We start from the raw sequence: 25,647 nt of genomic DNA, 5'->3' as shown, positions 1-25,647 counted from the left end.
GGATACGCCTCAGCCCTGCCTGGGCAGGCGCCGATAGAGCTGCTCGACCTTTTCCCGCGCCCAGGGCGTGCGGCGCAGGAAGGTCAGGCTGGATTTGATACTGGGTTCATGGGTGAAGCAGCGCAGCGGAATGCGGCGGCCGAGTTCTTCCCAGCCGTGATGCTCCACGAGGCGGGTAAGCAAGGCTTCGAGGGTGATGCCTTCGAGGGAGGCGCGGGGCTTGTCGGACATCGGTTGGGCTCTGGATGAGGGGAGGGCAGTGTAGCCGCTGCAACAGCTCGCTGCGCGTCGAAGCAGTCGACAGTCCACAGAACGATGCTGTTCGATAATCGAACTGTTAGTCGATTATCGGATTGTTTGCGCGGATGGGGCTTTGTAGTCTGACTCCAGACCGCCGCACCGGGCGGCGCCGACAACAAAGACGCGAGTCGACAATCCATGGCCCAGATCCTGTCCCTGAGCGAAGCCATCCAGCGCTTCGTCCACGATGGCGAGACCGTCGCCCTCGAAGGCTTCACCCATCTCATTCCGACCGCCGCCGCCCACGAGCTGATCCGCCAGAATCGGCGCGACCTGACCCTGGTGCGCATGACCCCCGACCTGGTCTATGACCTGCTGATCGGTGCCGGCTGTGCCAGGCGGCTGATCTTCTCCTGGGGCGGCAACCCCGGGGTCGGCTCCCTGCACCGGCTGCGCGATGCGGTGGAAAAAGGCTGGCCGCACAAGCTGGAGATTTCCGAGCACAGCCACGCGGCCCTGGCCAACGCCTATGTCGCCGGCGCCTCCAACCTGCCCTTCGCCGTTCTGCGCGGCTACCAGGGCTCGGACCTGGCCAAGGTCAATCCGGACATCAAGACCATCGCCTGCCCCTTCACCGGCGAGCAGCTCGCCGCGGTGCCCAGCGTGCGCCCGGACGTCACCGTCATCCATGCGCAGAAGGCCGACCGCCAGGGCAACGTGCTGATCCAGGGCATCCTCGGTGTGCAGAAGGAAGCGGCCCTGGCCGCCCAGCGCTGCATCGTCACCGTGGAAGAGCTCGTCGACGACCTCCAGGCGCCGATGAACGCCTGTGTACTGCCGACCTGGGCGCTCAGCGCCGTCTGCGTGGTGCCGGGTGGGGCACATCCGTCCTATGCCCACGGCTATTACGAGCGGGACAACCGCTTCTACCAGGCCTGGGATCCGATCGCCCGCGACCGCGACACCTTTACCCAGTGGATCGACACCTACATCCGCGGTACCGCGGACTTCGCCGCCTTCCAGGCGAAGCTGGCTGCGGAGGCCTGAATCATGAGCGACTTCACCACCAATGAAATGATGACCGTGGCCGCCGCGCGCCGCCTCGGCAATGGCAGCGTCTGCTTCGTCGGCATCGGCCTGCCGTCCACCGCCGCCAACCTGGCGCGCCTGACCCATGCGCCGGACGTGGTGCTGATCTACGAATCCGGGCCCATCGGTGCCAAGCCCTCGGTGCTGCCGCTGTCCATCGGCGACGGCGAGCTGGCCGAGACCGCCGACACCGTGGTGCCCACCGGCGAGATCTTCCGCTACTGGCTGCAGGGCGGACGCATCGACGTGGGCTTTCTGGGCGCGGCCCAGGTCGACCGCTTCGGCAACATCAACACCACGGTGATCGGTGACTACCACCAGCCCAAGGTACGCCTGCCTGGCGCTGGCGGCGCCCCGGAAATCGCCGGCTCGGCCAAGGAGGTGCTGATCATCCTCAAGCAGTCGCACCGCAGCTTCGTCGACAAGCTGGCCTTCATCACCTCGGTGGGCTTCGGCGAGGGTGGCGATCACCGCCAGCAGCTGGGCCTGCCGGGCAAGGGCCCGACCGCCATCATCACCGACCTCTGCATCATGGAGCCGGAGGCCGGCACCCACGAATTCGTGGTGACCGCCCTGCATCCCGGGGTGACCCGCGAGCAGGTGGTGGCCGCCACTGGCTGGGCCATCCGTTTCGCCGACCAGATCGCCACCACTGCGGCGCCGACCGCGACCGAACTCGACGCCCTGCGTGATCTGCAGGCCCGGACCAATGCTGCCCACGGCGGCCAGAAAGGAGCTGAGGAATGAGTCGCCCCGTCTATATCTGCGATGCCATCCGTACCCCCATCGGCCGTCTCAACGGCGGTCTCTCGGCGGTGCGCGCCGACGACCTGGCGGCCATTCCGCTCAAGGCGCTGCAGGAGCGCAATCCCCAGGTGGACTGGACGGCGGTGGACGAGGTGTTCATGGGCTGCGCCAACCAGGCCGGTGAGGACAACCGCAACGTGGCGCGCATGGCGGTCTTGCTGTCGGGGCTACCGGAAACGGTGCCGGGCGTGACCCTCAATCGCCTCTGCGCCTCGGGCATGGAAGCGGTAGGCCAGGCCTATCGTGCCATCGCCCTGGGCGAGATGGAGCTGGTGATCGCCGCCGGGGTGGAATCCATGACCCGGGCGCCCTATGTCATGGGCAAGGCCGACAGCGCCTTCGGCCGTGGCCAGAAGCTGGAAGACACCACCCTGGGCTGGCGCTTCATCAACCCGGCGATGAAGGAGGCCTATGGGGTGGACAGCATGCCGGTCACCGGTGACAACGTCGCCGCCGACTATGGTGTCAGCCGCGCCGACCAGGACGCCTTCGGCCTGCGCAGCCAGCAGCGTGCTGCGGCGGCCCAGGAATCCGGCTACTACGCCGAGGAAATCGTCCCGGTGACGATCAAGGGCAAGAAGGGTGACGTGGTGGTGGAGCGGGACGAACATCCGCGTCCGGACACCACTGCCGAAGGCCTGGCCAAGCTCAAACCGGTCAACGGCCCGGACCGGACCGTGACCGCGGGCAACGCCTCCGGGCTCAATGACGGCGCCTCGGCCATCATCCTGGCCTCGGCAGAAGCCGTGAAGAAGCATGGCCTCACGCCCCGCGCCCGGGTACTGGGCATGGCCAGCGGCGGGGTAGCGCCGCGCATCATGGGGGTCGGTCCGACTCCGGCAGTACGCAAGCTGCTGAAGCAGCTTGACCTGTCCATCGACGCCTTCGACGTCATCGAACTCAACGAAGCCTTCGCCGCCCAGGGCATCGCCGTCCTGCGCGAACTGGGCGTGGCCGACGACAGCCCCAAGGTCAATCCCAATGGCGGCGCCATCGCCCTGGGTCATCCCCTGGGCATGAGCGGCAACCGCCTGGTGCTCACTGCGGTGCACCACTTGGAAAAGACCGGCGGCCGCCTGGGGCTCGCCACCATGTGCGTGGGCGTCGGCCAAGGGTTGGCGCTGGCGGTGGAGCGGGTGGACGGTATCTGAGGCTTTGGCGCTGAGGCAAATCGCGGCCATGGCGGTCCGCCGATGCGGCCGCTCCTACAGGTACGGCACGTGTAGGAGCGGCCCATGGCCGCGATTCTCGGGGCCGATCGTAGAGGCCGTGCTTGAGCAAACCACCAAATCTCATTCACCTCATGCCCATCATCCCTGTAACCGCGTGTGTCTCTCTTGGTCCGATGGCGGTAGGCTGTCCCCCGTCCATCCATACCTATAATTAAGGATCTCCATGAGCACTCGCCCGCATTACACCTTCGAGGAGCGCAAGAAGCGCATCTTCGCCATCGTCGGCGCCTCGTCCGGCAACCTGGTGGAATGGTTCGACTTCTACGTCTACGCCTTCTGTTCCATCTACTTCGCCGCCGCCTTCTTTCCCAAGAGCGATCCCACCGTGCAGCTGCTGAGCACCGCCGGGGTGTTCGCCGCGGGCTTTCTCATGCGCCCCCTGGGCGGCTGGATCTTCGGGCGCGTCGCCGACAAGTACGGTCGGCGCACCTCCATGGTCATCTCCATCCTGATGATGGGCGCCGGCTCCCTGGCCATCGCCTGCCTGCCCACCTATTCCAGCATCGGCGTCGCGGCGCCAGCGCTGCTGCTGCTCGCGCGGCTCCTGCAGGGCATCTCGGTAGGGGGTGAATACGGCACCACCGCCACCTACATGAGCGAAGTGGCCCTGCGTGGCCAGCGCGGTTTCTTCGCTTCCTTCCAGTACGTCACCCTGATCGGCGGCCAGCTGCTGGCCGTGCTGGTGGTGGTGATCCTGCAGCAGGTGCTCAGCGATGCCGACCTGCGCGCCTGGGGCTGGCGGATTCCCTTCCTGGTCGGTGCCGCCGCGGCAGTGGTGTCGCTGTTCCTGCGCCGCTCGCTGGAAGAGACCACCACCGCCGAGACCCGCGCCAACAAGGAGGCCGGCACCCTGAGCGGCCTGTTCAAGCATCACAAGGCGGCCTTCTTCACCGTGCTCGGCTACACCGCCGGCGGCTCGCTGATCTTCTATACCTTCACCACCTACATGCAGAAGTACCTGGTCAACACCAGCGGCATGGACGCCAAGACCGCCAGCGCCGTGATGACCTGCGCCCTGCTGGTGTTCATGCTCATGCAACCGCTCTTCGGCATGCTCTCCGACCGCATCGGCCGGCGCGCTTCCATGCTGCTGTTCGGTGGCCTGGGCACGGTCTGCACCTGGCCGATCCTCACCGCCCTGGCCAGCGTCCAGAGCCCCTTCGTGGCCTTTCTGCTGATCTGCCTGGCCATGGCCATCATCAGCCTCTACACCTCCATCAGCGGGCTGGTGAAGGCGGAGATGTTCCCGCCGCAGGTGCGCGCCCTCGGCGTGGGCCTGTCCTATGCGGTGGCCAATGCCATCTTTGGCGGTTCGGCGGAATTCGTCGCCCTGAGCTTCAAGACCCAGGGGCACGAAGAGGTGTTCTACATCTATGTCTCGGTGATGCTGGCGGTGGCCTTCCTAGTCAGCCTGCGGCTGCCGCGACAAGCCACCTACCTGCATCACGACCACTAAGCGAGAGGAGTCCTTCATGTCCAACCTGCTATTCGATGCCTACTTCACCAGCGCCGCCATGCGCGCGGTGTTCTGTGACCTGGGCCGACTGCAGGGCATGCTGGACTTTGAGGCGGCCCTGGCTCGCGCCGAGGCGGCGGTGGGGGTGATTCCCCAGACGGCGGTGGCACCCATCGCCGCCGCCTGCCGCGCCGAGCGGTATGACGCTGGCGAGCTCGCTCAGGCGGTGGTCAGCGCCGGCAATTCGGCCATTCCCCTGGTTAAGGCCTTGGGCCGGCAGATCGCCGCCCAGGACTCCGAGGCCGAGCGCCATCTGCATCGCGGCGCGACCAGCCAGGACGCCATGGACAGCGGGCTGGTCTTGCAGATTCGCCAGGCGCTGGACCTACTGGACGCCGACCTGGCGCATCTGGCCGAGGCCCTGGCGGCCCAGGCCGAGCGCCATGCCGGTACCGTGCTGGCCGGGCGCACCTGGCTGCAACATGCGACGCCCGTGACCCTGGGCATGAAGCTGGCCGGGGTGCTGGGCGCCATCACCCGTCACCGCCAGCGCCTGGCCGAATTGAGGCCACGGGTGCTGGTGCTGCAATTCGGCGGCGCTTCGGGCAGCCTGGCCGCCTTGGGCGATCAGGCCTTGCCAGTGGCCGAGGCCCTGGCCCGGGAATTGGACCTGAACCTGCCGGAACAACCCTGGCACACCCAGCGCGATCGCCTGGTCGAGGTCGGTGCCTGGCTCGGCCTGGTGGCCGGCAGCCTCGGCAAGCTGGGCCGCGATCTGTCGCTGCTGATGCAGACCGAAGCCGCCGAGGTCTTCGAACCCTCGGCGCCGGGCAAGGGGGGCTCTTCCACCATGCCGCACAAGCGCAATCCGGTCGGCGCGGCGGTGCTGATCGCCGCCGCCACCCGCGCGCCGGGTCTGGTCAGCACCCTGTTTTCCGCCATGCCCCAGGAGCACGAGCGCAGCCTGGGCCTCTGGCACGCCGAGTGGGAAACCCTGCCGGAGCTGTTCTGCCTGGTCTCCGGCGCCCTGCAACAGGCCCAGGCTATCGTCGCCGGCCTTGAGGTCGATGCCGCGCGGATGCAGGCCAATCTGGAACTGACCCATGGCTTGGTGCTAGCCGAGGCGGTCAGCATCGCCCTGGCCGGACGGCTAGGGCGCGAGGCCGCCCACCATCTGGTGGAGCAGAGCTGCAAGCGCGCCGTCCAGGAGGGGCGTCACCTGCGCCAGGTGCTGGGCGATACGCCGGAAGTGACCGCCGAACTCTCCAGCGCCGAACTGGATCGTCTGCTGGACCCTGCCCATTACCAAGGACAGGCCCGCGCCTGGGTGACCCGCGCCCTGGCCGAACACCGCACCCTGCTTGCCCATTCCTAGACCAGAGGACTGCCTGATGCCCAGCGTACGTCTCGCCGATGGCGACCTGAACTACCGGCTGGAGGGCCCCGAGGGCGCCCCCGTGCTGATCCTGTCCAACTCCCTGGGCACCCACCTCGCCATGTGGGATGACCAGGCCGCGGCCTTCAGCGAGCGTTTCCGCCTGCTGCGCTACGACACCCGAGGCCATGGCGCCTCCCTGGTGACCCCCGGTCCCTATCGGATGGACGAGAACGGTCGCGACGTCCTGGCGCTGGCCGATGCCCTGGGCATCGAGCGATTCGCCTTCTGCGGCCTGTCCATGGGCGGCTCCATCGGCCAGTGGCTGGGCATCAACGCGCCGGAGCGGATCACCCGCCTGGTGCTGTGCAACACCGCCGCCAAGATCGGCACCCCCGAGGTGTGGAACACCCGCATCCAGACCGTGGAAGCCGGTGGCGAGCAGGCCATGCGCGACCTGCGCGACGCCTCCATCGGTCGCTGGTTCACCCCCGACTTCGCCAGCGCCGAGCCGGAACGGGTCGACCGCATCGTCGCCATGCTCGCCGGGACCTCGCCCCAGGGTTATGCGGCCAACTGCGCGGCGGTGCGCGATGCCGACTTCCGCGAGGTGCTGGATGCCATCCGTGCGCCGACGCTGATCGTCGCCGGCACCCATGACGCCGTGACCACCCCGGCCGACGGGCGCTTCCTGCAGGAGCGTATTCCCGGCGCCGAGTACGTCGAGTTTCCCGCCGCCCACCTGTCCAACGTGCAGATGGGCGATGCCTTTACCCAGCGCGTGCTGGCCTTCCTGAGCGCCTAAAGGAGTCGATCTTGGACGAAAGAGAACGTTATGAAGCCGGCATGCAGGTCCGCCGCGCCGTGCTGGGCGACGCCCATGTCGATCGCAGCCTGGAAAAGCTGACCCCCTTCAACGAAGAATTCCAGGAGATGATCACCCGCCACGCCTGGGGCGACATCTGGACCCGCCCGGGCCTGCCGCGGCACACCCGCAGCCTGATCACCATCGCCATGCTGATCGGCATGAACCGCGAAGGCGAACTGCGCCTGCACCTGCGCGCCGCGCGCAGCAACGGGGTGACGCGGGAGGAGATCAAGGAGTTGATCATGCAGAGCGCCATCTACTGCGGCATCCCGGCGGCCAATGCCACCTTCCATTTGGCGGAGGCGGTATGGGATGAGTTGGGGGTGGAGTCGTTGGAGGGGTGAGTTTTCCCCCTTGGGCCCCTTGGATGACGCCCGCCGGATTGGATTTGGTGGGCGTTATTGGTTTTGGGGACGTAGGTTGGCGCTGAGCGTTAGCGAAGCCCGACATCACGAGATTAGCCCTCGATACCTGGCTTTGCCTGCTGGTGCCCTAGCTGCTTATTGAGGTCTAGAGGAGGTCCTTGTTTCGCCCCCTCGGGCGAGTCACTTTTGCCAATCGCGGCAAAAGTAACCAAAACGCTTGCCCCACGTTTCGGCCCTGCGCTGCGCTCCGGGTCCCCTCGTTCCGGCGCCGCTCCGGGGGCACGGCACGAAGGGGCATCCTGCCCCTCGCGCCTTGCTCGGCGTCCTGCCTCGCATCCCCCTCCGCGACACCTGCACTCGGCCTCACTGACGGGGCGGGGCGCAAGCCTGATAGTTCGGTGTTCACAGGGTTTGTAGCGTGGAAAACCGCGCAGTGTTTTCTACTGGTGAGTTCAACCAACACTTTCAGGCTAGCGAATCGCCCCGTTCAGGAGGGCGAACGCCAGTGTCGTGGAGTGGGTCGAGCCGCATGGATGCGGCGAGAGGTCCAGTGGGCCATGGACGGCCCATCTGGACCGACCCCGGAACGGCGCTGGCGTGAGCGAAACGTAGCGTAGCGAAGTAACAGCCGTAGGTTGGCCCGAAGGGCGAGCGACGCGAGTCACCCGGAGCGCAGCGCAGGGCCGGATGTCCGGGGCAAGCGTTTTTGCTTACTTTTTTCGCGACTGAAAAAAGTGAGTCGCCCGGGTGGGCGAAACAATAACCTTCAAAGCACTCGATAACCAGCTGAGGCAGCTCCGCTTTGTTGGGCTTCGCTACGCTTAGCGCCAACCTACGTCTGCCGTACCTATGGTGAGCGCTCAATGTTGGGCTTCGCCACGCTCAACCCAACCTACGAACGCCAGAAGCCGAAAGCCGCCCCCAGCCCAGGCCGGGGGCTACACGCCTCTTACTTGGCCATCACCCGCGTAACCCGATCCCCCTCGGCATCATCCTGCCCCTTGGCCTTGTTCACCGCATAGACCACACCCTTGGCGTCCACCACCGCCTGGTTGGGGAAGGTGCCCAGTTCCAGGTTGGCCTTGATGTTGCCGTCCGGGTCGACCACGGTCAGGGTGCCGGCGCCGCGGTTGGTCACGTAGGCCAGGCGCTTGACCGGGTCGAAGGCCACGTTCAGCGCTCCGGCGCCGGTAGTGACGTTGTGCAGGGTCTTGCCGGTCTTGGCGTCGACGATCAGCAGGTTGTCGCTGCCCTGGGCAGCGATGAACAGGCGGTCGGTCTGGGGATCGTGGGCCACGCCCATGGGGGTCTTGGCGCCCTGGATCGGGAAGACCTTCTCGACGGTCTCGGTCTTGGCGTCGATCACCGCGGCTTCGTTGGTCTTCATGCTGACGGCGTAGAGCTTGTGCACCGCCGGGTCCAGGTACAGGCCCACCACGGCGAACCGCTCGCCGCGCACGCCCGACTCGATGGAGATGCGCTTGCGCAGGGTCGGCGCCTTGGCGTCGAAGCTGATGATATCCGGCGTGATGGCCGCCGAGGCGAAGGCGCGGTCGAGTTTCTCGTCGACCACCACGGTGTGGGCATGGAAGACGATGCCGGGTTCGAATTGCTTGACCAGGCCCAGGTCGCTCTGGCGATAGACCGCCACGGTGTTCTGCCGGGTGTTGGTGGTCCAGACGTTACCGTTGCGGTCGTCCACGGCCACGCCGTAGACGGCGTAGACACCGGCGTCCTCGCCCGGGGCGGCGGCCGGGGTGATCTGGCGCTCGATGGACAGGTCCTTGGGGTCGAGCTTGAGCAGTTGCGAGACCTTGACCGGTGGGCGGCCCACGGCCGAGGTGACGAAGAGGGCGCCGGACTTGCCGCTGATGTCCACCTGATACAGCCCGGGCACCAGCTTGACGGAGGTGAGGCTGTAGCCGTCGGCGCCACTCAGGGGGACCACCGGCGAGACCTTGAGCGGAAAGACCGCAGCGCCCGAGGGCTGGGCGGTGCTGATGACGATGGGGTGCTGGCCGGGGGCGGCGTCTTCGGGAATGCGGATGGTCGCCTTGAAGTTGCCCTGGGCGTCGGCCACGTAGGCGGCATCGGGGTTGAGCGCCACGCCGCCGCGGGACAGGGTGATCTGCTGACCAGGAGTGAAGCCGCGGCCGTCCAGATTGACCTCGCTGCCCGCCAGGATGGCGGTGCCGGCAACGGGGCTGGCCTTGATCTCGCCGTGGTAGTCCGGATCGGGGGCTTCGAAGCTGGAGCGCGCCTGGGCGGCTTGCCCACCCAGCGCCAGCAGGGCGGCCAACAAGGTAACGGAAAAGACGCGCCGGCCCTTGGCCGAAGACGCTGGAGCGATGTTCATCAGGGATTCCTTGTAGCGGCGATCAAGATACCCGCGCCAGAGCGCCGGGCGGCAGAGGCCCTCCTGGGCTAGGCCATGTTAAAGCGAAAGCGAAATACTTGCATTTAGATTTGCAGGTTTTAGGCGTGCTCGGCATCCGGGGTATCGAGGGTGCGCTGCATCAGGCAGGCGCCGGCACCATAACCGGCCAGCTTGGCCTTGAGCGCGGCGTCGGCGGGAACCGGGTGATAGTGGTGGCGCTGCCAGTAGCCGATGGCCCCGGACAGCGACACCAGACGGCCCTGGCGCAGGCGGGCACGCCGGGCCTGGCCCTTGGCGTGGCGATAGAGGCGACCGGCCACGCCCTGGCCCTGGGCCTCGGGATGCACCGCGCAGTCGTGCAGGAACCAGGTGGAAGCCTCGCTAGGCAGCTGCTCCAGGCGGGCCCCCAGCACCGGCGGCAGGCCGTCGTCCCAGGGATAGGCGATCAGATAGCCGCGCAGGCGATCCTCGGCATCGGTCGCCGCCCAGCAGTGCTCCGGGGCGAGCTCCAGGCGGTTGACGTAGAAAGCGCGGTCTTCGAGCAGGTCGGCGGGGTAGGTGGCCGCCTGGATATCGAGAACGGCAGGGATATCTGTAGGGCGTAGCGGGCGTATCGAGGGCATGACGACGAGGCGAAAAGGTCCGGCCGGGCAGTATGGTCACTGCCCGGCCGGGAGGCAAATGCCTCGGAGCCGTGGGTGGTGAGTCCCCTTGGCAAGCCTGCGCCCTGGTCGTGGGGGACTGGATTCCGCCGGCGACCTTGGCGTGCCTGGCGACGCCTCTGGCTTCAAGCCTTGGCGATCAGTCGCGAATTGCGCTCGTTGCGGAATTGCAGGTCCTCGATCCGCTGGGTCGCGGTCTCGGCTTCCTGGCGGGCGGCGAGGATGAGGTCATGGTGCGGAGACTTGGCGCAGACCGGATCGGCATTGCGCGCATCGCCGGTGAGCATGAAGGCCTGGCAGCGGCAGCCACCGTAGTCCTTTTCCTTCTCGTCGCAGGAGCGGCAGGGCTCGGGCATCCAGTCGTAGCCGCGGTAGACGTTGAAGCCGAAGGAGTCGTACCAGATATGCCTGAGGTCATTCTCCTTCACGTTCGGGAAGGCGATGGGCATCTGCCGGGCGCCGTGGCAGGGCAGGGCGGTGCCGTCCGGCGTAATGGTCAGGAACAGCTTGCCCCAGCCGTCCATGCAGGCCTTGGGACGCTCTTCGTAGTAGTCCGGGGTGACGAAGATCAGCTTGCAGGGATGGTTCTCGGCCTTGAGGCGCGCGCGGTAGTCGTTGGTGATGCGTTCGGCGCGCTCCAGCTGGGCCTTGGTCGGCAGGAGACCGGCGCGATTGCGCTCGGCCCAGCCATAGAACTGGCAGGTGGCAAGTTCGACGAAGTCGGCTTCCAGGGCCAGGCAGAGGTCGATGATCTGGTCGATGCGATCGATGTTGTGCCTGTGAGTGACGAAGTTGAGCACCATCGGGTAGCCATGGGCCTTGACCGCCTTGGCCATGGCCAGCTTCTGGGCGAAGGCCTTCTTCGAGCCGGCCAGCAGGTTGTTTACCTGTTCGTCGCTGGCCTGGAAGCTGATCTGGATATGGTCCAGGCCGGCCTCCTTGAATTCGGCGATGCGCGCCTCGGTGAGGCCGATGCCGGAGGTGATGAGGTTGGTGTAGTAGCCCAGCCGGCGCGCCTCGCGGATCAGCTCGGCGAGGTCCTGGCGCACTAGGGGTTCGCCCCCGGAGAAGCCGATCTGGGCAGCGCCCATCTCCCGTGCCTCGGCCATGACCTTGAACCACTGTTCGGTGGTCAGCTCGCGGCCCTGGGCGGCGAAGTCCAGGGGATTGGAGCAATAGGGGCACTGCAGTGGGCAGCGATAGGTGACCTCGGCCAGCAGCCACAACGGCAGGCCGACATTCGGCTTGGCTATGACCGGCGGCTGCGGGAGTTGCATGGGCACTCCAGGCAGCGACGTATCAGCCGAGCAGGAGCCAGTGCTCTGCACGGGCGACCTCCATGAATTGCTCGACGTCCGCACCCAGTTCAGGCACGCCGGGGAAGCGTTCGTCGAGGGCTTCGATGATGGCCGTCACGTCACGCTGGCCGTCGATCAGCCCGCCGATGGCGGCGGCGCTGTCGTTTAGCTTGATCATGCCCTCGGGATAGAGCAGCACATGGGCGTCCTGCGCCGGCTCGAACTGGAAGCGGTAGCCGGGACGCCAGCGCGGCACCTGGGTGCGGTCGAAGCTCATAGGTCGATTCCTCGGTGCCAGCGGCGCTCGCTGGTGACGCTGTGATAGGGCGGGCGGTGCAGTTCGTAGGCCATGCTCATGGCGTCGAGCATGCTCCAGAGGATGTCCAGCTTGAACTGCAGGATCTCCAGCATGCGCTGCTGGGATTCCCAGGTGGTGTAGTGCTGCAGAGTGATCTGCAGGCCGTGTTCGACGTCGCGGCGGGCCTGACCCAGGCGGTTACGGAAGTACTCGTAGCCGGCCGGATCGATCCAGGGGTAGTGGGTCGGCCAGGCGTCCAGCCGCGACTGGTGGATCTGCGGCGCGAACAGCTCGGTCAGGGAGCTGCTGGCGGCTTCCTGCCAGGAGGCGCGACGGGCGAAGTTGACGTAGGCATCCACCGCGAAGCGTACCCCGGGCAGCACCAGTTCCTGGGAGAGCACCTGCTCGCGGTCCAGGCCGGTGGCCTCGGCCAGGCGCAGCCAGGCCTCGATGCCGCCTTCGCTGCCGGGCTCGCCGTCGTGGTCGAGGATGCGCTGCACCCACTCCCGGCGGATCTCGCGGTCCGGGCAGTTGGCCAGGATGGCGGCGTCCTTGAGCGGGATGTTGACCTGGTAGTAGAAGCGATTGGCTACCCAGCCCTGGATCTGCTCGCGACTGGCGCGACCCTGGTACATGGCCACGTGATAGGGGTGGTGGATATGGTAGAGGTCGCCCTTGGCACGCAGGGCGGCTTCGAATTCGGCGGGGGTGAGGGCATTGGGCATGGCGGTCACAGCTCGATGGAGAGTCCATCCCAGGCGACTTCCACGCCCTGGCGCTCGACGATGGCGCGCTCGGGGGAGTCTTCGTCCAGGATCGGATTGGTGTTGTTGATGTGGATCAGCACCTTGCGCTGGCGCTCGAAGCCGGCCAGCACCTCCAGCATGCCGCCAGGACCGCTCTGCGGCAGGTGGCCCATCTCGGTGCCGGTACGGGTGCCCACGCCGCGACGCTGCATCTCGTCGTCGGTCCAGAGGGTGCCGTCCACCAGCAGACAGTCGGCCTGGCCCATCAGCTCCAGCAGGGCCGCGTCCGGCTGGCCGAGGCCCGGGGCATAGAACAGCTTGCCGCCGGTGCGCCGGTCATGGACCAGCAGCCCCAGGTTGTCGCCGGGGTGCGGATCGTGGCGATGGGGCGAATACGGCGGCGCGGCGCTGCGCAGCGGGAAGGGCGTGAATTCCAGGTTCGGGCAGGCCGGGATGGTGAAGCTGCCGCTCAGGGCGATGGGCTGCCAGCTGAGCCCACCGTTCCAGTGCTGGAGCATGTTGAACAGCGGAAAGCCGGTGGTGAGGTCCTGGTGGACCATGTCGGTGCACCACACCTCATGGGGGCAGCCCTCGCGCAGGCTGAGCAGCCCGGTGGTATGGTCGATCTGGCTGTCCAGCAGGACGATGGCGCGGATACCGGTGTCGCGCAGCGCCCGCGCCGGCTGCAACGGGGCGAAGCTGGCGAGCTGGGCGCGGATGTCGGGCGAGGCGTTGCACAGGATCCAGTTCACCCCGTCGTCGGACAGGGCGATGGAAGACTGGGTGCGGGCCTGGGCCCTGAGGGTGCCCTTGCGGAAGCCGTCGCAATTGACGCAATTGCAGTTCCACTGGGGAAAGCCGCCGCCGGCGGCGGAGCCGAGAATCTGGATATGCATGGGAAAGGCTAAACCTGAAAAAAGTACGCCCCGGCGAACCGGGGCGTGGGGCGCATCAACGGTTGGCGAAGTACATGGTGACTTCGAAGCCGATGCGCAGGTCAGTGTAGGCAGGCTTGGTCCACATGGGAGGTCTCCTCTTTGACTGCGAAAGCCGGATGGATCCGGTTGCCAAGTTTAACAAATGTTACCTAGCTAAGGGTTTTTGCCGCGACGAATCGACGACGGTTCGGCCGACATAACTGTCTTACCGATCCTGCAACAGATTGACCGCCAGCAACGGCCGACGCTCCCGGGAAAATGTTGAAAGCTATGACATCCAGCCGGATGGTGGCTCGGCATTGCTCAAGACGAAGCGCGGGGCGTCGGCCCTCGTGAGCTGATGCCAGGCCTGGCGCAGGGCCTGATCGTCCAGCATGGCCAGAGCCTCTCCCAGGGATCCAAGGTCCAGGGCGCCGTTGCGCTGGAAGCCCCACCAGAGCCGTTCGGCCAGGGCCGCGCGCTGGGGGGTGGTGGGGCTGAAGTCGCGTACCAGCTGGCGAATGCTTTCCGTCAACGTCGCGATATCGGTCCAGACAGCCGGCCCGCTGTCGGTCAGGCAGGCCTCGATCTCCATGAGGATGTCGGCCGCCCCGGCATGGGGCGATTGCACTCCGATCAGCAGACCGCCGTGATCGCCCAACTGGCGATAGGCGGAAAACACCGCATAGCCCAGTTGCCGTTCGCTGCGTAGCCGGCGGAACAGCGGCCCCTGCAGACGTGCCGCCAGCAGCCGCCAGGCAGCCTCGGTGGCGGGCTGGGCATCGGGTTGCGGACAGAACAGCAGCACTGCCTGTTGGGCATCGGCGCTGGGTTCGGGGTGCCAGTGACGACCACGCAAGACCGGCCGCGCGCCAAGCGCAGCGGCCTGCAACAGGGAGGGCGGCGCGATCCAGGCCAGGCCCGCCTGCGCGGTCGCGGGCAGGCCGCAGGCCAGCGCCTGCCACTGTAGCCCCTCGTCGCTCTTTGTTTGAGGGGTAAGGGCGGGCAAGCGCTCGGGCAGCACCTTGAGCAGCTGGCGGATCAGCATGGGTTCGGAGGGTGCCGCAGAGGGCGATTTGGGGCTGTCCAGTTCGCCTTTCAAGTGTTCGAGCGCCTGCTCCAGCGCTGCCGGCAGCGTCGTGGCCCAGCCTTGCAGGCGCAGCTCCCAGGGGGCTCCTGGCGGACTCCAGCGCAGTGTGACCCCGGCCTCGGCGGCCAGACGCGGCAAGGCGCCCAGGGCGCTGGCCGCGGGTGCGACCGGCGGTTGTCCCGGCCACTGCCAGCGCAGGAACAGCAGGCCTTCGCGCTGCTGGGGGGCGAGGGCCTGGCTGATCGGCCAGGGTTGCGTCGAGCAAGGGCGCGCCACCGGTGGATCGGCAAGTAGCGGATTGGGTGGTGGCAGCTCGAAGGGGGCTGCGACGGGTTCGGTCGCACCTGGCTGGTCGGGCAGGCCGGTGGCGAAACCGCTGAGACGGCCTGGCACCAGTTGGGCGAGCAGCCGCGGCCAGGCTGCCTGGGCCGCAGGCGAGAGCGTGGCGTGTGGCCAGGTCTCGCCGTCGCGATCCAGCCAGAGGCGTTCACCCAGGCGTCGCACCAGTGCCAGGGCGGGCAGGGTGGCCCACTGGCGCTGGATGCGGTCCGCATGGTCCTGCTCCAGGGTGGCGAGGGGCACCTGGCGCAAGGCGTCCAGCCAGCCGAACAAGGTGGCGCTCAGGCGGGCAGGGTCGGCCTTGGGGCCAGGCGTGATATCCAGCCGGAGCAGCCCCTGTCGTGCCTGGCGATAAGGCCAGGCGAGGCCCAGGCGCTCGGCCAGCCCCGCCTGACGCAGGCGTGTTGGCAGGCCACCGGGATGGTCGCCAAGCAGCAGGGTTTCCAGCAGCTCCGTTGCCTCCCAGCTGCCGGGCGGCAGGTCGTCGAAGGCGAATTGCAGGGCCAGCGCCGGGGGTGCGTCAGCCGCTGTCTGCCAGTGTTCGCTTCTGGCCGCGAGCGGTGGGGGTACTGGGCTCCTGGGCGCAGGGCCGGAGGGCAGCAGGGCGCCGTGTTCGCGGGCCAGTTCTGCCAGTTCGGCCAGCGGTTGCGGCCCGGCCAGCAGCAGCAGGGCGTTTTCCCCACGGTACTGCTGGCGCTGGAAGTCGCGCAGTGCCGTCTGGAAGGCGGGGTTCTGCAGCGGCAGGCTGTAGCGGTTGCCGGCGTGGAAGCCGGCGGCTGGATGGTCCGCGGGCAATCCGGCCGCCAGGGCCAGGTCGCGGCGGGTATCGGCGCTGCGCGACCAGGCGATGAACTCGGCGTGCAGCACCTCACGTTCGCGGCGCTGGGCGCCCGGCTCCAGCAGGGGAGCGGCGAGCATGTCCAGCAGGCGGGCCAGGCCGGCGGCCAGGTGCTCGGGCGCCAGGGCGAAGAAGAAGTCGGTGGTGGTCTCGCGGGTGCTGGCGTTGAGTTCGCCGCCCAGGCGTTGCACCAGGGGCATCAGGCCGTCCGCTGCGGGATAGTGGCGGCTGCCGAGAAAGAACAGGTGTTCGAGAAAGTGGGCCAGCCCCGGATAGGCCCGCGGTGCCTGGTGACTGCCCGCGCCGATGCGCACCAGGGCGGCGGCCTGGGGCAGCTCGGGGTCATGGAGCAGGGCGACGGCCAGGCCATTGGCCAGGCGCAGGCGGCGGTGTTGGGGCAGGGAACTGGGCATGGGGATAGCTTAACCGAGTCCAAGGCAAGGTGATGGAGCGGGCGTGCCCTCACCCCAGCCCTCTCCCAGAGGGAGAGGGGGAAAAGCGAGAGCCGTGCCTGGGTTTGCCCCCATCCCCGACGCTCTCCCTGAGGGAGAGGTTCGAGGCGCGGTCTCGACACCGCAGCGTGGAAAACGGCGCAGCCTTTTCCACTAGGGTCCTGCGGCTCTGGGTGCCAGGGGGCTCTCACCCCGCTCTCTCCCAGAAGGAAAAGAGCCCTGGCGGCAGCCCTTTTCATGAAGAGAAAAGCCCAGGCGAAAAAAATCCCGGCCAGGCCGGGATTTTGGGGTGGGGCGAGGGGGTTTCTAACAGGATGTCGGGATGCTCGAAGCATCCCCCGCCCCGCCCCGACCCTCTCCCGAAGGAGAGGGGAGCTCAGGCGCAGGCGCCGTTACTTCTTCTCGGGCAGGGCGAAGGCCATCACGTAGTCGCCCTGCTTGGTGCCCAGCGAGCCATGGCCGCCAGCGTAGACCAGCACGTACTGGCGACCGTCCTTGCCGGTGTAGGTCATGGGGGTAGTCTGGCCACCGGCCGGCAGGCGGCCTTTCCACAGTTCCTTGCCGTTCTTCACGTCATAGGCGCGCAGGTACTGGTCCAGGGTGCCGCTCAGGAAGGCCACGCCACCAGCGGTGGTGACGGTGCCGCCCAGGCTGGGCACGCCCATGGGCAGGGGCAGCGGAACCGGCGAGTTGTCGCGCACGGTGCCGTTCTTGTGCTTGTAGACCAGCTTGCCAGTGGTCAGGTCGAGACCGGCCACATAGCCCCAGGCAGGTGCCTGGCAGGGCAGGCCCAGGGGCGACAGGAAGGCCGACAGGATCACGCCGTAGGGCGCGCCCTTGTTGGGCTGGATGCCCTCGGTCTCGCTCTTGCGCGCCGGCTGGTTGGCGATCTCTTCACGGGGTACCAGCTTGGAAGTGAAGGCCATGTAGCTGGGGTTCAGGAAGGCGATCTGGCGGACCGGATCGACCGAGATACCGCCCCAGTCGAACACGCCGAAGTTACCCGGGTAGACGATCGAACCCTGGGTGGACGGCGGGGTGTAGATACCCTCGTAGCGGTGCTCGCGGAAGGAGATACGGCACAGCGCCTGGTCGAAGGGCGTACCGCCCCACATGTCACTTTCCTTGAGGGTCGGCGCCGCCAGGTTGATCGAGGAGACCGGCTGGGTCGGCGAGGTGTGGTCGCCTTCCACCGCGCCCTGGGGCACCTGGGTTTCCTTGATCGGGTAGATGGGCTGACCATTGGTGCGGTCCAGCACATAGATGCTGCCCTGCTTGGTCGAGGCCATCAGCGCGGGTTTCACACCGCCGTCGGTCTTGATGTCCACCAGGGTCGGCTGACCACCCACGTCCATGTCCCAGAGGTCATGGTGGGTGAACTGGTAGTTCCAGCGTACCTTGCCGGTGGCGATGTCGAGGGCGACCACGCCAGCGCTGTACTTCTCGGACGCCGGGGTACGGTTACCGCCCCACTGGTCGGGCATCTGGTTGCCCATGGGCAGATAGACCATGCCGACCTTCTCGTCGACCGCCATCATCGACCACATGTTGGGCGAGTTGCGGGTATAGATGCCGTCGGCGGCGATGGGCGCGGTGGCGTCCGGATTGCCGCTGTCCCAGTTCCATACCAGCTTGCCGCTGTGCACGTCGTAGGCGCGGATCACGCCGGAAGGCTCGTCGGTGGAGACGTTGTCGGTGACGTGGCCACCGATGATCACCAGGTTGCGGGTCACGGCCGGCGGCGAGGTGGAGTAGTAGCCACCGGGCGTGAAGCTGCCCATGTTGGCGGTCAGGTCGACCTGGCCGTTGTCGCCGAAGTCGCTGCACACCTTGCCGGTGTCGGCGTTGAGGGCGATCAGGCGGGTGTCGGCGGTGGGCAGGAACAGGCGACGCGGGCAGCTGCTGGCAGCCGGGGTGCTCTGCTCGTCGACCGGGACGGCACTGCCGGTGGCCGGGCTCTGGCCCGCGGTGGTGGTGCCGGCGTAGGTGGCGTCGTCATGGTAGGCCACGCCACGGCAGGTCATGTGCGCCCAGCCCTTGAAGCTGTCGGCGTGCTGGGTGCTCAGCTTGGGATCGAAGCGCCAGATTTCCTTGCCGCTGTCGGGGTCCACGGCGATCACCTGGCTGTGCGGCGTGCAGACATAGAGCATGCCGTTGACCTTGAGCGGGGTGTTTTCCGCGGTGGTCTCCTGGGGATCGTTCGGGCCGGGGATGTCGCCGGTACGGAAGGTCCAGACGGGCTCCAGATTCTTCACGTTGTTGACGTCGATCTGCTTGAGCGGCGAGTAGCGATCGCCGAAGGCGGTGCGGCCATAGGACGGCCAGTCGCCATCGGCGGCGGTCGGGGCGGCGCTTTCGACGCCCGCGGTGTCGCGGCCCAGGTCACCGTCCAGACGGTTGTAGTTGACGAACTGGGCGACCAGGGCGACGACCGCCGCGATCACCAGCGAGCCGACCAGCGGCAGGCCGCCGCTACGGCTGTCCAGCGGCCGGCGGAACGCCGGGATCAGCAGGACCAGGCCGAGGACGAACCAGAGTGCCAGGCGCGGCACCAGTTGCCACCAGTCGAACTGGACTTCCAGTACGGCCCAGGCGGTGGACACCACCAGGAAGAAGGCATAGACCCAGACCCCGCTGGCCCGCCGAATGCACAGCAGGTAACCACTCAGGGCGAGCAGCACGCCGCCGCCGAGGTAGTAGAGGGAGCCCCCGAGGGTGGCCAGTTTGATGCCCAGCCCCAAGAGGGCCAGGCCCAGGAGGATGAACAGGATGCCGAGTAACCTGGCGGGCAGGCCTCCCGGTCTCGCGTTGGAAGTGACAGTCATGGCAGCGCTCGCAATGCAATCGTGAAAAAAGACTTCGACTCGATCGACGACATCGCAAATCGGAACCGCATGCGGATCTGTCGTCTGCTACGTCTGAACCTGTTGTGTGTCTTATTGTTCCACCCCTTCGCCGGCTTCCCTGGCAGGAAGCTAGAGCGGTCGCGCGTAGGCGAAGCGAGGGATGGTTGAGAGGCGTCGTCTGAATCGGGCGGGTAGATAGTAAGCTAAGCATTGACTGATGTCACTTCGCGATGACAGAAGGACGGGGCCGATCTGGCACCGTGCCTGCTACCATCGCGGGCCTTTTTCCGATGTTGTCCGCCATGTCCGACGTGCTTGCCCTGGTTCAGGCGACCTTCGACGTCACCGCCCCGGTCTTCGCCCTGGTGCTGCTCGGCTGTGTGCTCAAGCGGCTGAACTGGATCGATACCGCCTTCATCAACACCTCGTCCGCCCTGGTGTTTCGCGCCACCATGCCGACCCTGCTGTTTCTCGGCATCCTCAAGGCCGACCTCGGCGAAGCCCTGCAACCGCTGCTGCTGGGCTACTTCGCCCTGGCCACGGTGGTGAGCTTTCTCGCTGCCTGGGGCTGGGCGATCTGGCGCTGCCCCCATGCCGATCGCGGGGTCTATGTGCAAGGCGCCTTCCGCGGCAACTGCGGCATCGTCGGCCTGGCCCTGGCGGCCACCCAGTACGGCGACTACGGTTTGTCGGTGGGCGGGATCATGGCCGGCATGGTCATCCTCTTCTACAACGTGCTCTCGACCATCGTGCTGGCGCTCTACAGTCCGCACCTGGAGGCCAACTGGCGCACCCTGCTGCGCAGCATCCTTGGCAACCCGCTGATCATCGGCATCCTGCTGGCGATTCCCTTTGCCTATTTCCAGTGGCAGCTGCCACGCTGGCTGGACACCTCGGCGCGCTACTTCGCGGGTCTCACTCTGCCGCTGGCACTGATGTGCATAGGCGCCACCCTGTCGCTCACCTCCTTGCGCGAGAGCAGCAGCCTGGCGATAGGCGCGAGCCTGTGGAAGATCGTCTGGATTCCGCTGCTGGGCGTGCTGGGCGCCCTGGCGCTGGGGATCCAGGGGCCGGCGCTGGGCATCCTCTTCCTCTACCTGGGCTGCCCCACGGCCGCGTCGAGTTTCGTCATGGCCCGCGCCGCTGGCAGCAACTCCCAGCTGGCAGCGACCATCGTGGTGCTCAGCACCCTGGGCGGGATGCTGACCACCAATCTGGGCCTGCTGCTACTGAAAGGATTCAGCTTGCTATAGGGCGCCGTCCACCAGACATCGGCGTTGTGAAAGCGTCCATCGGTTGTCCGCAGCGAAAAGTGAGATTAAGCGTAATAGTGCGGCATCGACCGTCCCAGGTCCGCTTACCCTTCCGATTGTTATCGCAGTTAGTATTTGCGAGGGGAGGGGCCGTCTACTATCCAAGCCTTTCGCGTGGTATCCATGAAACGCTCGCTTCAATTCAGCCACAAGATCCTGCTGGCGGCTGCCCTCGTGGTGACCGTCGCCCTGGCCGGTTTCGCCAGTTTCAACGCCTATCTGCAGCGCCAGGCCATCACCCAGAGTCTTGAAGCTTCCCTGAGTGAGATCGGCCGCATCACCGCCGGCAACATCGCCTACTGGCTGGATGCGCGGGTCAAGCTGATCGACAGCCAGGCCCAGGCGCTCAGCCGTGACAGCAGCCCAGCCAACGTGGTGGGTCTGCTGGAGCAGAAGCTCTACACGAGCAACTTCGATTCCACCTACCTGGGTGAAGTCGACGGCACCTTTACCGACCGCCCCCATACACCCATGGAGGCCGGTTACGACGCCCGCCAGCGCGACTGGTACAAGGCCGCGGTCAGCGCCGGGCGGCCCATCCTCACCGAGCCCTATCTCACCGCACCGCCGCAGAGCTTCCTGTGCATCACCATCGCGGCGCCGGTCCTGCAGAACGGCAAGCTGATCGGCGTGGTGGCCGGGGACCTGGTGATGGACAGCCTGATGAAGATGATCACCTCGCTGGACGCCGGTGGCCTGGGCGAAGCCTTCCTGGTCGACGGCGATGGCAAGATCCTGGTCAGCAGCCACGCCGACCAGGTGCTGAAATCGCTCAAGGACGTCTTCCCGGACCAGACGCCGTCGCTGGCGCCTGGTTTTCACAACGTCGTCCAAAATGGCGGCGAGCGGCTGGTGAGCTTTACCCCGATCGAGGGGCTGCCCTCGGTGAAGTGGTACCTGGCGCTGTCCATCGACCAGACCAAGGCCTATGCCCCGGTCACCCAGGCGCGCAACCTGGCCATCGTCGCCACCCTGGTGGCGGTGATCGCCATCATCCTGCTGCTGGGCCTCTTGATCCGCGTTCTGCTGCGCCCGCTGCATGACCTGACCCGCGCCATGGACGACATCGCCGAAGGCGAGGGCGATTTGACCCGGCGGCTGCCAGTACAGGCTCGCGACGAATTCGGCGCCCTGGCCGAGGCCTTCAACAAGTTCGTGGCGCGGATTCATACCTCGATCCGCGACGTGGCCCAGACCACCGGCGAGTTGAACCAAAGCACGCGGCGGGTGCTGGAAGCCTCGCAATCCTCCATGCAGCAGTCGGATGTCCAGGCCCAGCGCACCACCAGCGTGGCCGCGGCGATCAACGAGCTGGGCGCTGCCGCCCAGGAGATCGCGCGCAACGCTGCCCATGCCTCCGGCGAGGCCAGTACCGCTCGCGCCCAGGGTGAAGAGGGCCGCGAGGTGCTGGACGAAGCCCTGCATGCGATGCAGGCACTGTCGACCAAGATCGGCACCAGTTGCGAGCATATCGAAGCCCTCAACGGCAAGACCGCCAACATTGGCCAGATCCTCGAAGTCATCCGCGGCATCTCCGAGCAGACCAACCTGCTGGCGCTCAACGCCGCCATCGAAGCCGCTCGGGCCGGTGAGGCCGGTCGTGGCTTCGCCGTGGTGGCCGACGAGGTGCGTTCCCTGGCCAGCCGTACCCAGAGTTCGGCGCAGCAGATCCAGCAGATGATCGAGGAATTGCAGACCGGCTCGCGCGACGCCGTGGCCCTGATGCAGGAAAGCCAGCGGCAGAGCGCCCACAGCATGCAGGTGGCCAAGAGCGCCGGCGAGCGCCTGGGCAGCGTGACCGAGCGCATCGGCGAGATCGACGGCCAGAACCAATCTGTGGCCACTGCGACCGAGGAGCAGACCTCGGTGGTGGAGACCCTGAACATGGACATCAGCGAGATCAACCTGCTGAACCAGCAGGGCGTCGACAACCTCCAGGCCACCCTGGCTGCCTGCACCGCCTTGGAAGCCGAAGCCGGTCGCCTGCAGCGGCTAGTGGGGGGCTTCCGCATCTAGCTCGGGCAGGCTGAAAAGAGGGTGCCGCTCCGCTCAAGTCGTAACGTACGTGCCCGATAACGAGGGACCGCCATGCCCTGAATCCGGCCTGGCTCCTCTCGCTACGGACGCAGACCTGTATGAAGCGACACCTGAAATTCAGCCACAAGATCCTGCTGGTCGCGGCACTGGTGATCACCACCGCGCTGGCTGCCTCGGCCGGCTTCAATGCCTACCTGCAACGTCAGGCCATCGACCAGAGCCTGAGCGCCAACCTCGCGGAAACCGGCCGGGTCACGGCTGGCAACATTGCCTATTGGCTGGATACACGGGTCAAGCTCATCGAAGGCGAGGCCCAGACCCTGGCACGCGACCACTCGCCCGAGGGGCTGGTGGGCCTGCTGGATCAGAAGATCTATACCGGCAACTTCGACTCCACCTACCTGGGCGAAGTCGACGGCACCTACACCACCCGACCGCTGCGCAACCTGCCAGCCGGCTATGATCCGCGCAAGCGGCCCTGGTACGCGGCTGCCACCGCCGCCGGCACCACGGTGCTGACTCCGCCCTATATCTTCGCCTCCTCCGGACAGCTGGGCGTGACCATCGCCACCCCGCTGCAGCGTGACGGCCAGTTGGCCGGCGTGGTGGCCGGCGACCTCAACCTCTCAGCCCTGGTGGAGATCATCACGTCGCTCAACGTCGGCGGCCTGGGTGAAGCCTTCCTGGTCGACGGCGACGGCAAGATCCTGGTCAGCAGCCATCCCGAGCAGGTGCTCAAGACGCTCAAGGACGTCTTCCCCGCGCAGAGCCTGTCGCTGCAGCCCGGCCTGCAGGCCCTCGCCCAGAACGGCAACGAGCGCCTGGTGAGTTTCACCCCGGTCAACGGTTTGCCCTCGGTGAAGTGGTACCTGGGTCTGTCCATCGACCAGGCCAAGGCCTATGCCCCGGTGACCCAGGCGCGCAACCTGGCCATCGTCGCCACCCTGGTGGCGGTGATCGCCATCATCCTGCTGCTGGGCCTCTTGATCCGCGTTCTGCTGCGCCCGCTGCATGACCTGACCCGCGCCATGGACGACATCGCCGAAGGCGAGGGCGATTTGACCCGGCGGCTGCCAGTACAGGCTCGCGACGAATTCGGCGCCCTGGCCGAGGCCTTCAACAAGTTCGTGGCGCGGATTCATACCTCGATCCGCGACGTGGCCCAGACCACCGGCGAGTTGAACCAAAGCACGCGGCGGGTGCTGGAGTCTTCGCAATCCTCCATGCAGCAGTCGGATGTCCAGGCCCAGCGCACTACCAGCGTGGCTGCGGCGATCAACGAGCTGGGCGCTGCCGCCCAGGAGATCGCGCGCAACGCCGCCCATGCCTCGGGCGAGGCCAGTACCGCCCGCGCCCAGGGCGAAGAGGGGCGTGAGGTGCTGGACGAAGCCCTGCACGCCATGCTGGCACTGTCGACCAAGATCGGCACCAGTTGCGAGCATATCGAAGCCCTCAACGGCAAGACCGCCAACATTGGCCAGATCCTCGAAGTCATCCGCGGCATCTCCGAGCAGACCAACCTGCTGGCGCTCAACGCCGCCATCGAAGCCGCTCGGGCCGGTGAGGCCGGTCGTGGCTTCGCCGTGGTGGCCGACGAGGTGCGTTCCCTGGCCAGCCGTACCCAGAGTTCGGCGCAGCAGATCCAGCAGATGATCGAGGAATTGCAGACCGGCTCGCGCGACGCCGTGGCCCTGATGCAGGAAAGCCAGCGGCAGAGCGCCCACAGCATGCAGGTGGCCAAGAGCGCCGGCGAGCGCCTGGGCAGCGTGACCGAGCGCATCGGCGAGATCGACGGCCAGAACCAATCTGTGGCCACTGCGACCGAGGAGCAGACCTCGGTGGTGGAGACCCTGAACATGGACATCAGCGAGATCAACCTGCTGAACCAGCAGGGCGTCGACAACCTCCAGGCCACCCTGGCGGCCTGCACCGCGCTGGAAGCCGAAGCCGGTCGCCTGCAGCGCCTGGTGGGGGGCTTCCGGATCTAGCTAGAGCGACGCCCGCTCCACCAGCGGGCAGGGCAGTCTGATCAGCCCGCGGTCAGTGCGGGCCTCGATCAGGTGCAGGGCGGCTTGGCGGCCCAGTTCGAAGTGCGGCAGTTGCACCGTGGTGAGGGGCGGATGAAAGAGTTCGGCCACCCCTACCATGTTGTCGTAGCCGAGTACCGCGACGTCCGTGGGAATGCGTAGGCCGCGGGCCAGTAACCATTGATAGGCCACCAGGGCGATGCGATCGTTGCCGCACACCAGCAGGTCGGGTGGCGACTGGTCGGCAGCGAAGCGGCGCTCCAGTTCGGCCGGGATTTCCTGATAGGCGTCGTCGGCGCTGAGGTCGTACTGCTTGAGGTCTGCTGCGGCCAGGCCCGCCTCACGGCAGGCCTGCAGCATGCCGGCCTGACGCAACGGCCAGGCCAGGCTGTGACGCGGCAGATTGAGGCACAACGGCTGCCGCACGCCGCGCGCCAGGGCCGCGTGCATGCCAAGATACTGGCCAGCGCTATCGTCGGGCACATAGCAGGGCAGGTCGGCCGCCAGGGTATGACAGTTGCTCAGCACCAGGGGGCGTTCGCCCAGGCCGGCGGGAATCTCCACCTGGCACAGGTGCATGGAGCTGAAGACAATGCCGTCGGGACGATGCGCCAGCATCAGGGCCAGGTCCTGCGGGCGGGGGCCCTCGTCCAGCAGGTTGACGATGAACAGATTCCAGTCGTGCTCACGGGCGGTACGCTCCAGGCCCAGCAGCAGATCCACGGCGAAGGGTGTGGTGGCGGTGCCGAGGGCGAAGACCCCGATGGTCTTGCCACCGGAGTGCCCGCCGCGGGTGCGCCGGGCAGCTAGGTCGGGCACATAACCCAGGGCCTGGATCGCTGCCTGGATGCGTGCCAGGGTGTCGGCGCTGAGCTTGTCCGGGCTGTTCAGGGCGCGCGACACGGTCATGGCTGAAACCCCCGCCAACCGGGCCACATCCTTTACCGACGCCATCCGCTACTCCACCGCCTGTTA

At 66.9% G+C, this 25,647-nt stretch carries 21 protein-coding genes and 2 pseudogenes; 12 read left to right on the top strand and 11 right to left on the bottom strand.

Annotated features, from left to right (window positions below; genetic code table 11):
- Positions 1-9 precede the first annotated feature (9 nt).
- Positions 10-231, bottom strand: a complete 222-nt coding sequence (locus ACWPW1_RS20150; RefSeq protein WP_454253821.1) for a VF530 family protein — start codon at positions 229-231, stop codon at positions 10-12.
- Between the two features lie 207 nt (positions 232-438).
- Between ACWPW1_RS20150 and ACWPW1_RS20145 the strand changes: the two genes are divergently transcribed.
- The 7 genes from ACWPW1_RS20145 (at position 439) to pcaC (ending at position 7,411) form a co-directional block, all read left to right on the top strand.
- Entirely contained in the window at positions 439-1,287 is an 849-nt protein-coding gene (locus ACWPW1_RS20145; RefSeq protein WP_454253820.1) for a CoA transferase subunit A, read from the top strand.
- A 3-nt stretch (positions 1,288-1,290) separates the two neighbouring features.
- Positions 1,291-2,076, top strand: coding sequence for a CoA-transferase subunit beta (locus ACWPW1_RS20140; RefSeq protein WP_454253819.1), 786 nt, complete (start codon positions 1,291-1,293; stop codon positions 2,074-2,076).
- A complete protein-coding gene (gene pcaF / locus ACWPW1_RS20135) occupies positions 2,073-3,287 on the top strand; it encodes a 3-oxoadipyl-CoA thiolase (protein WP_454253818.1) in 1,215 nt (404 codons plus the stop codon). Before ACWPW1_RS20140 ends, pcaF begins: the two co-directional genes overlap by 4 nt.
- 244 nt (positions 3,288-3,531) lie before the next feature.
- Positions 3,532-4,824: an MFS family transporter gene (locus ACWPW1_RS20130; RefSeq protein WP_271653164.1), complete on the top strand. Its 1,293-nt coding sequence runs from the start codon at positions 3,532-3,534 to the stop codon at positions 4,822-4,824.
- Between the two features lie 16 nt (positions 4,825-4,840).
- Positions 4,841-6,199: a 3-carboxy-cis,cis-muconate cycloisomerase gene (locus ACWPW1_RS20125; RefSeq protein ID WP_454253817.1), complete on the top strand. Its 1,359-nt coding sequence runs from the start codon at positions 4,841-4,843 to the stop codon at positions 6,197-6,199.
- A gap of 16 nt (positions 6,200-6,215) precedes the next feature.
- The gene (pcaD, locus tag ACWPW1_RS20120) at positions 6,216-7,004 is read left to right on the top strand and encodes a 3-oxoadipate enol-lactonase (protein ID WP_454253816.1); all 789 of its coding nucleotides are present in this window, start codon (positions 6,216-6,218) and stop codon (positions 7,002-7,004) included.
- A gap of 11 nt (positions 7,005-7,015) precedes the next feature.
- Positions 7,016-7,411 carry a 4-carboxymuconolactone decarboxylase gene (gene pcaC / locus ACWPW1_RS20115; RefSeq protein ID WP_017642968.1) on the top strand — a complete coding sequence of 132 codons (396 nt, stop codon included), beginning with the start codon at positions 7,016-7,018 and terminating at the stop codon, positions 7,409-7,411.
- Between the two features lie 970 nt (positions 7,412-8,381).
- Here pcaC and ACWPW1_RS20110 read toward each other — a convergent pair.
- The 9 genes from ACWPW1_RS20110 to ACWPW1_RS20070 all read right to left on the bottom strand — a co-directional run bounded on the left by ACWPW1_RS20110 (position 8,382) and on the right by ACWPW1_RS20070 (position 19,274).
- Entirely contained in the window at positions 8,382-9,788 is a 1,407-nt protein-coding gene (locus ACWPW1_RS20110; RefSeq protein ID WP_454253815.1) for a YncE family protein, read from the bottom strand.
- A gap of 119 nt (positions 9,789-9,907) precedes the next feature.
- Entirely contained in the window at positions 9,908-10,432 is a 525-nt protein-coding gene (locus ACWPW1_RS20105) for a GNAT family N-acetyltransferase (protein WP_454253814.1), read from the bottom strand.
- A 164-nt stretch (positions 10,433-10,596) separates the two neighbouring features.
- Positions 10,597-11,748 carry a pyrroloquinoline quinone biosynthesis protein PqqE gene (pqqE, locus tag ACWPW1_RS20100; RefSeq protein WP_454253813.1) on the bottom strand — a complete coding sequence of 384 codons (1,152 nt, stop codon included), beginning with the start codon at positions 11,746-11,748 and terminating at the stop codon, positions 10,597-10,599.
- Between the two features lie 22 nt (positions 11,749-11,770).
- On the bottom strand, positions 11,771-12,046 hold the full coding sequence (gene pqqD, locus ACWPW1_RS20095; RefSeq protein WP_093257225.1) for a pyrroloquinoline quinone biosynthesis peptide chaperone PqqD: 276 nt from the start codon (positions 12,044-12,046) through the stop codon (positions 11,771-11,773).
- Positions 12,043-12,792 (bottom strand): pyrroloquinoline-quinone synthase PqqC, encoded by a 750-nt coding sequence (gene pqqC, locus ACWPW1_RS20090; protein ID WP_454253812.1) that lies wholly within the window; start codon positions 12,790-12,792, stop codon positions 12,043-12,045. The genes pqqD and pqqC overlap by 4 nt, the downstream gene beginning before the upstream one ends.
- Positions 12,793-12,797: 5 nt before the next feature.
- Positions 12,798-13,709, bottom strand: coding sequence for a pyrroloquinoline quinone biosynthesis protein PqqB (gene pqqB, locus ACWPW1_RS20085; protein WP_323149983.1), 912 nt, complete (start codon positions 13,707-13,709; stop codon positions 12,798-12,800).
- Positions 13,710-13,764: 55 nt separating this feature from the next.
- Positions 13,765-13,836 (bottom strand): pyrroloquinoline quinone precursor peptide PqqA, encoded by a 72-nt coding sequence (gene pqqA / locus ACWPW1_RS20080; RefSeq protein ID WP_003243383.1) that lies wholly within the window; start codon positions 13,834-13,836, stop codon positions 13,765-13,767.
- A gap of 183 nt (positions 13,837-14,019) precedes the next feature.
- Positions 14,020-16,410, bottom strand: coding sequence for a pyrroloquinoline quinone biosynthesis protein PqqF (gene pqqF, locus ACWPW1_RS20075; protein ID WP_454253811.1), 2,391 nt, complete (start codon positions 16,408-16,410; stop codon positions 14,020-14,022).
- Positions 16,411-16,841: 431 nt separating this feature from the next.
- Positions 16,842-19,274 (bottom strand): glucose/quinate/shikimate family membrane-bound PQQ-dependent dehydrogenase, encoded by a 2,433-nt coding sequence (locus tag ACWPW1_RS20070; RefSeq protein WP_454253810.1) that lies wholly within the window; start codon positions 19,272-19,274, stop codon positions 16,842-16,844.
- A 332-nt stretch (positions 19,275-19,606) separates the two neighbouring features.
- Here ACWPW1_RS20070 and ACWPW1_RS20065 point away from each other — a divergent pair, with 332 nt between their 5' ends.
- The 5 genes and pseudogenes from ACWPW1_RS20065 (at position 19,607) to ACWPW1_RS20045 (ending at position 24,633) form a co-directional block, all read left to right on the top strand.
- Positions 19,607-20,548 (top strand): AEC family transporter, encoded by a 942-nt coding sequence (locus ACWPW1_RS20065; RefSeq protein ID WP_454253949.1) that lies wholly within the window; start codon positions 19,607-19,609, stop codon positions 20,546-20,548.
- A gap of 183 nt (positions 20,549-20,731) precedes the next feature.
- Positions 20,732-21,766: pseudogene (locus tag ACWPW1_RS20060) on the top strand (HAMP domain-containing protein); the annotation flags it as partial.
- Between the two features lie 93 nt (positions 21,767-21,859).
- The gene (locus ACWPW1_RS20055; RefSeq protein ID WP_423815223.1) at positions 21,860-22,624 is read left to right on the top strand and encodes a methyl-accepting chemotaxis protein; all 765 of its coding nucleotides are present in this window, start codon (positions 21,860-21,862) and stop codon (positions 22,622-22,624) included.
- Between the two features lie 119 nt (positions 22,625-22,743).
- Positions 22,744-23,775, top strand: a pseudogene (locus ACWPW1_RS20050) (HAMP domain-containing protein); the annotation flags it as partial.
- Between the two features lie 93 nt (positions 23,776-23,868).
- Positions 23,869-24,633 (top strand): methyl-accepting chemotaxis protein, encoded by a 765-nt coding sequence (locus tag ACWPW1_RS20045; protein ID WP_454253948.1) that lies wholly within the window; start codon positions 23,869-23,871, stop codon positions 24,631-24,633.
- Here ACWPW1_RS20045 and ACWPW1_RS20040 read toward each other — a convergent pair whose 3' ends face one another.
- Positions 24,634-25,626, bottom strand: coding sequence for a LacI family DNA-binding transcriptional regulator (locus ACWPW1_RS20040; RefSeq protein WP_454253809.1), 993 nt, complete (start codon positions 25,624-25,626; stop codon positions 24,634-24,636).
- Positions 25,627-25,647 lie beyond the last annotated feature (21 nt).

The organism is Pseudomonas sp. Marseille-Q7302 (genome assembly GCF_965111925.1).
This window is presented reverse-complemented; position numbering and strand designations above follow the sequence as displayed.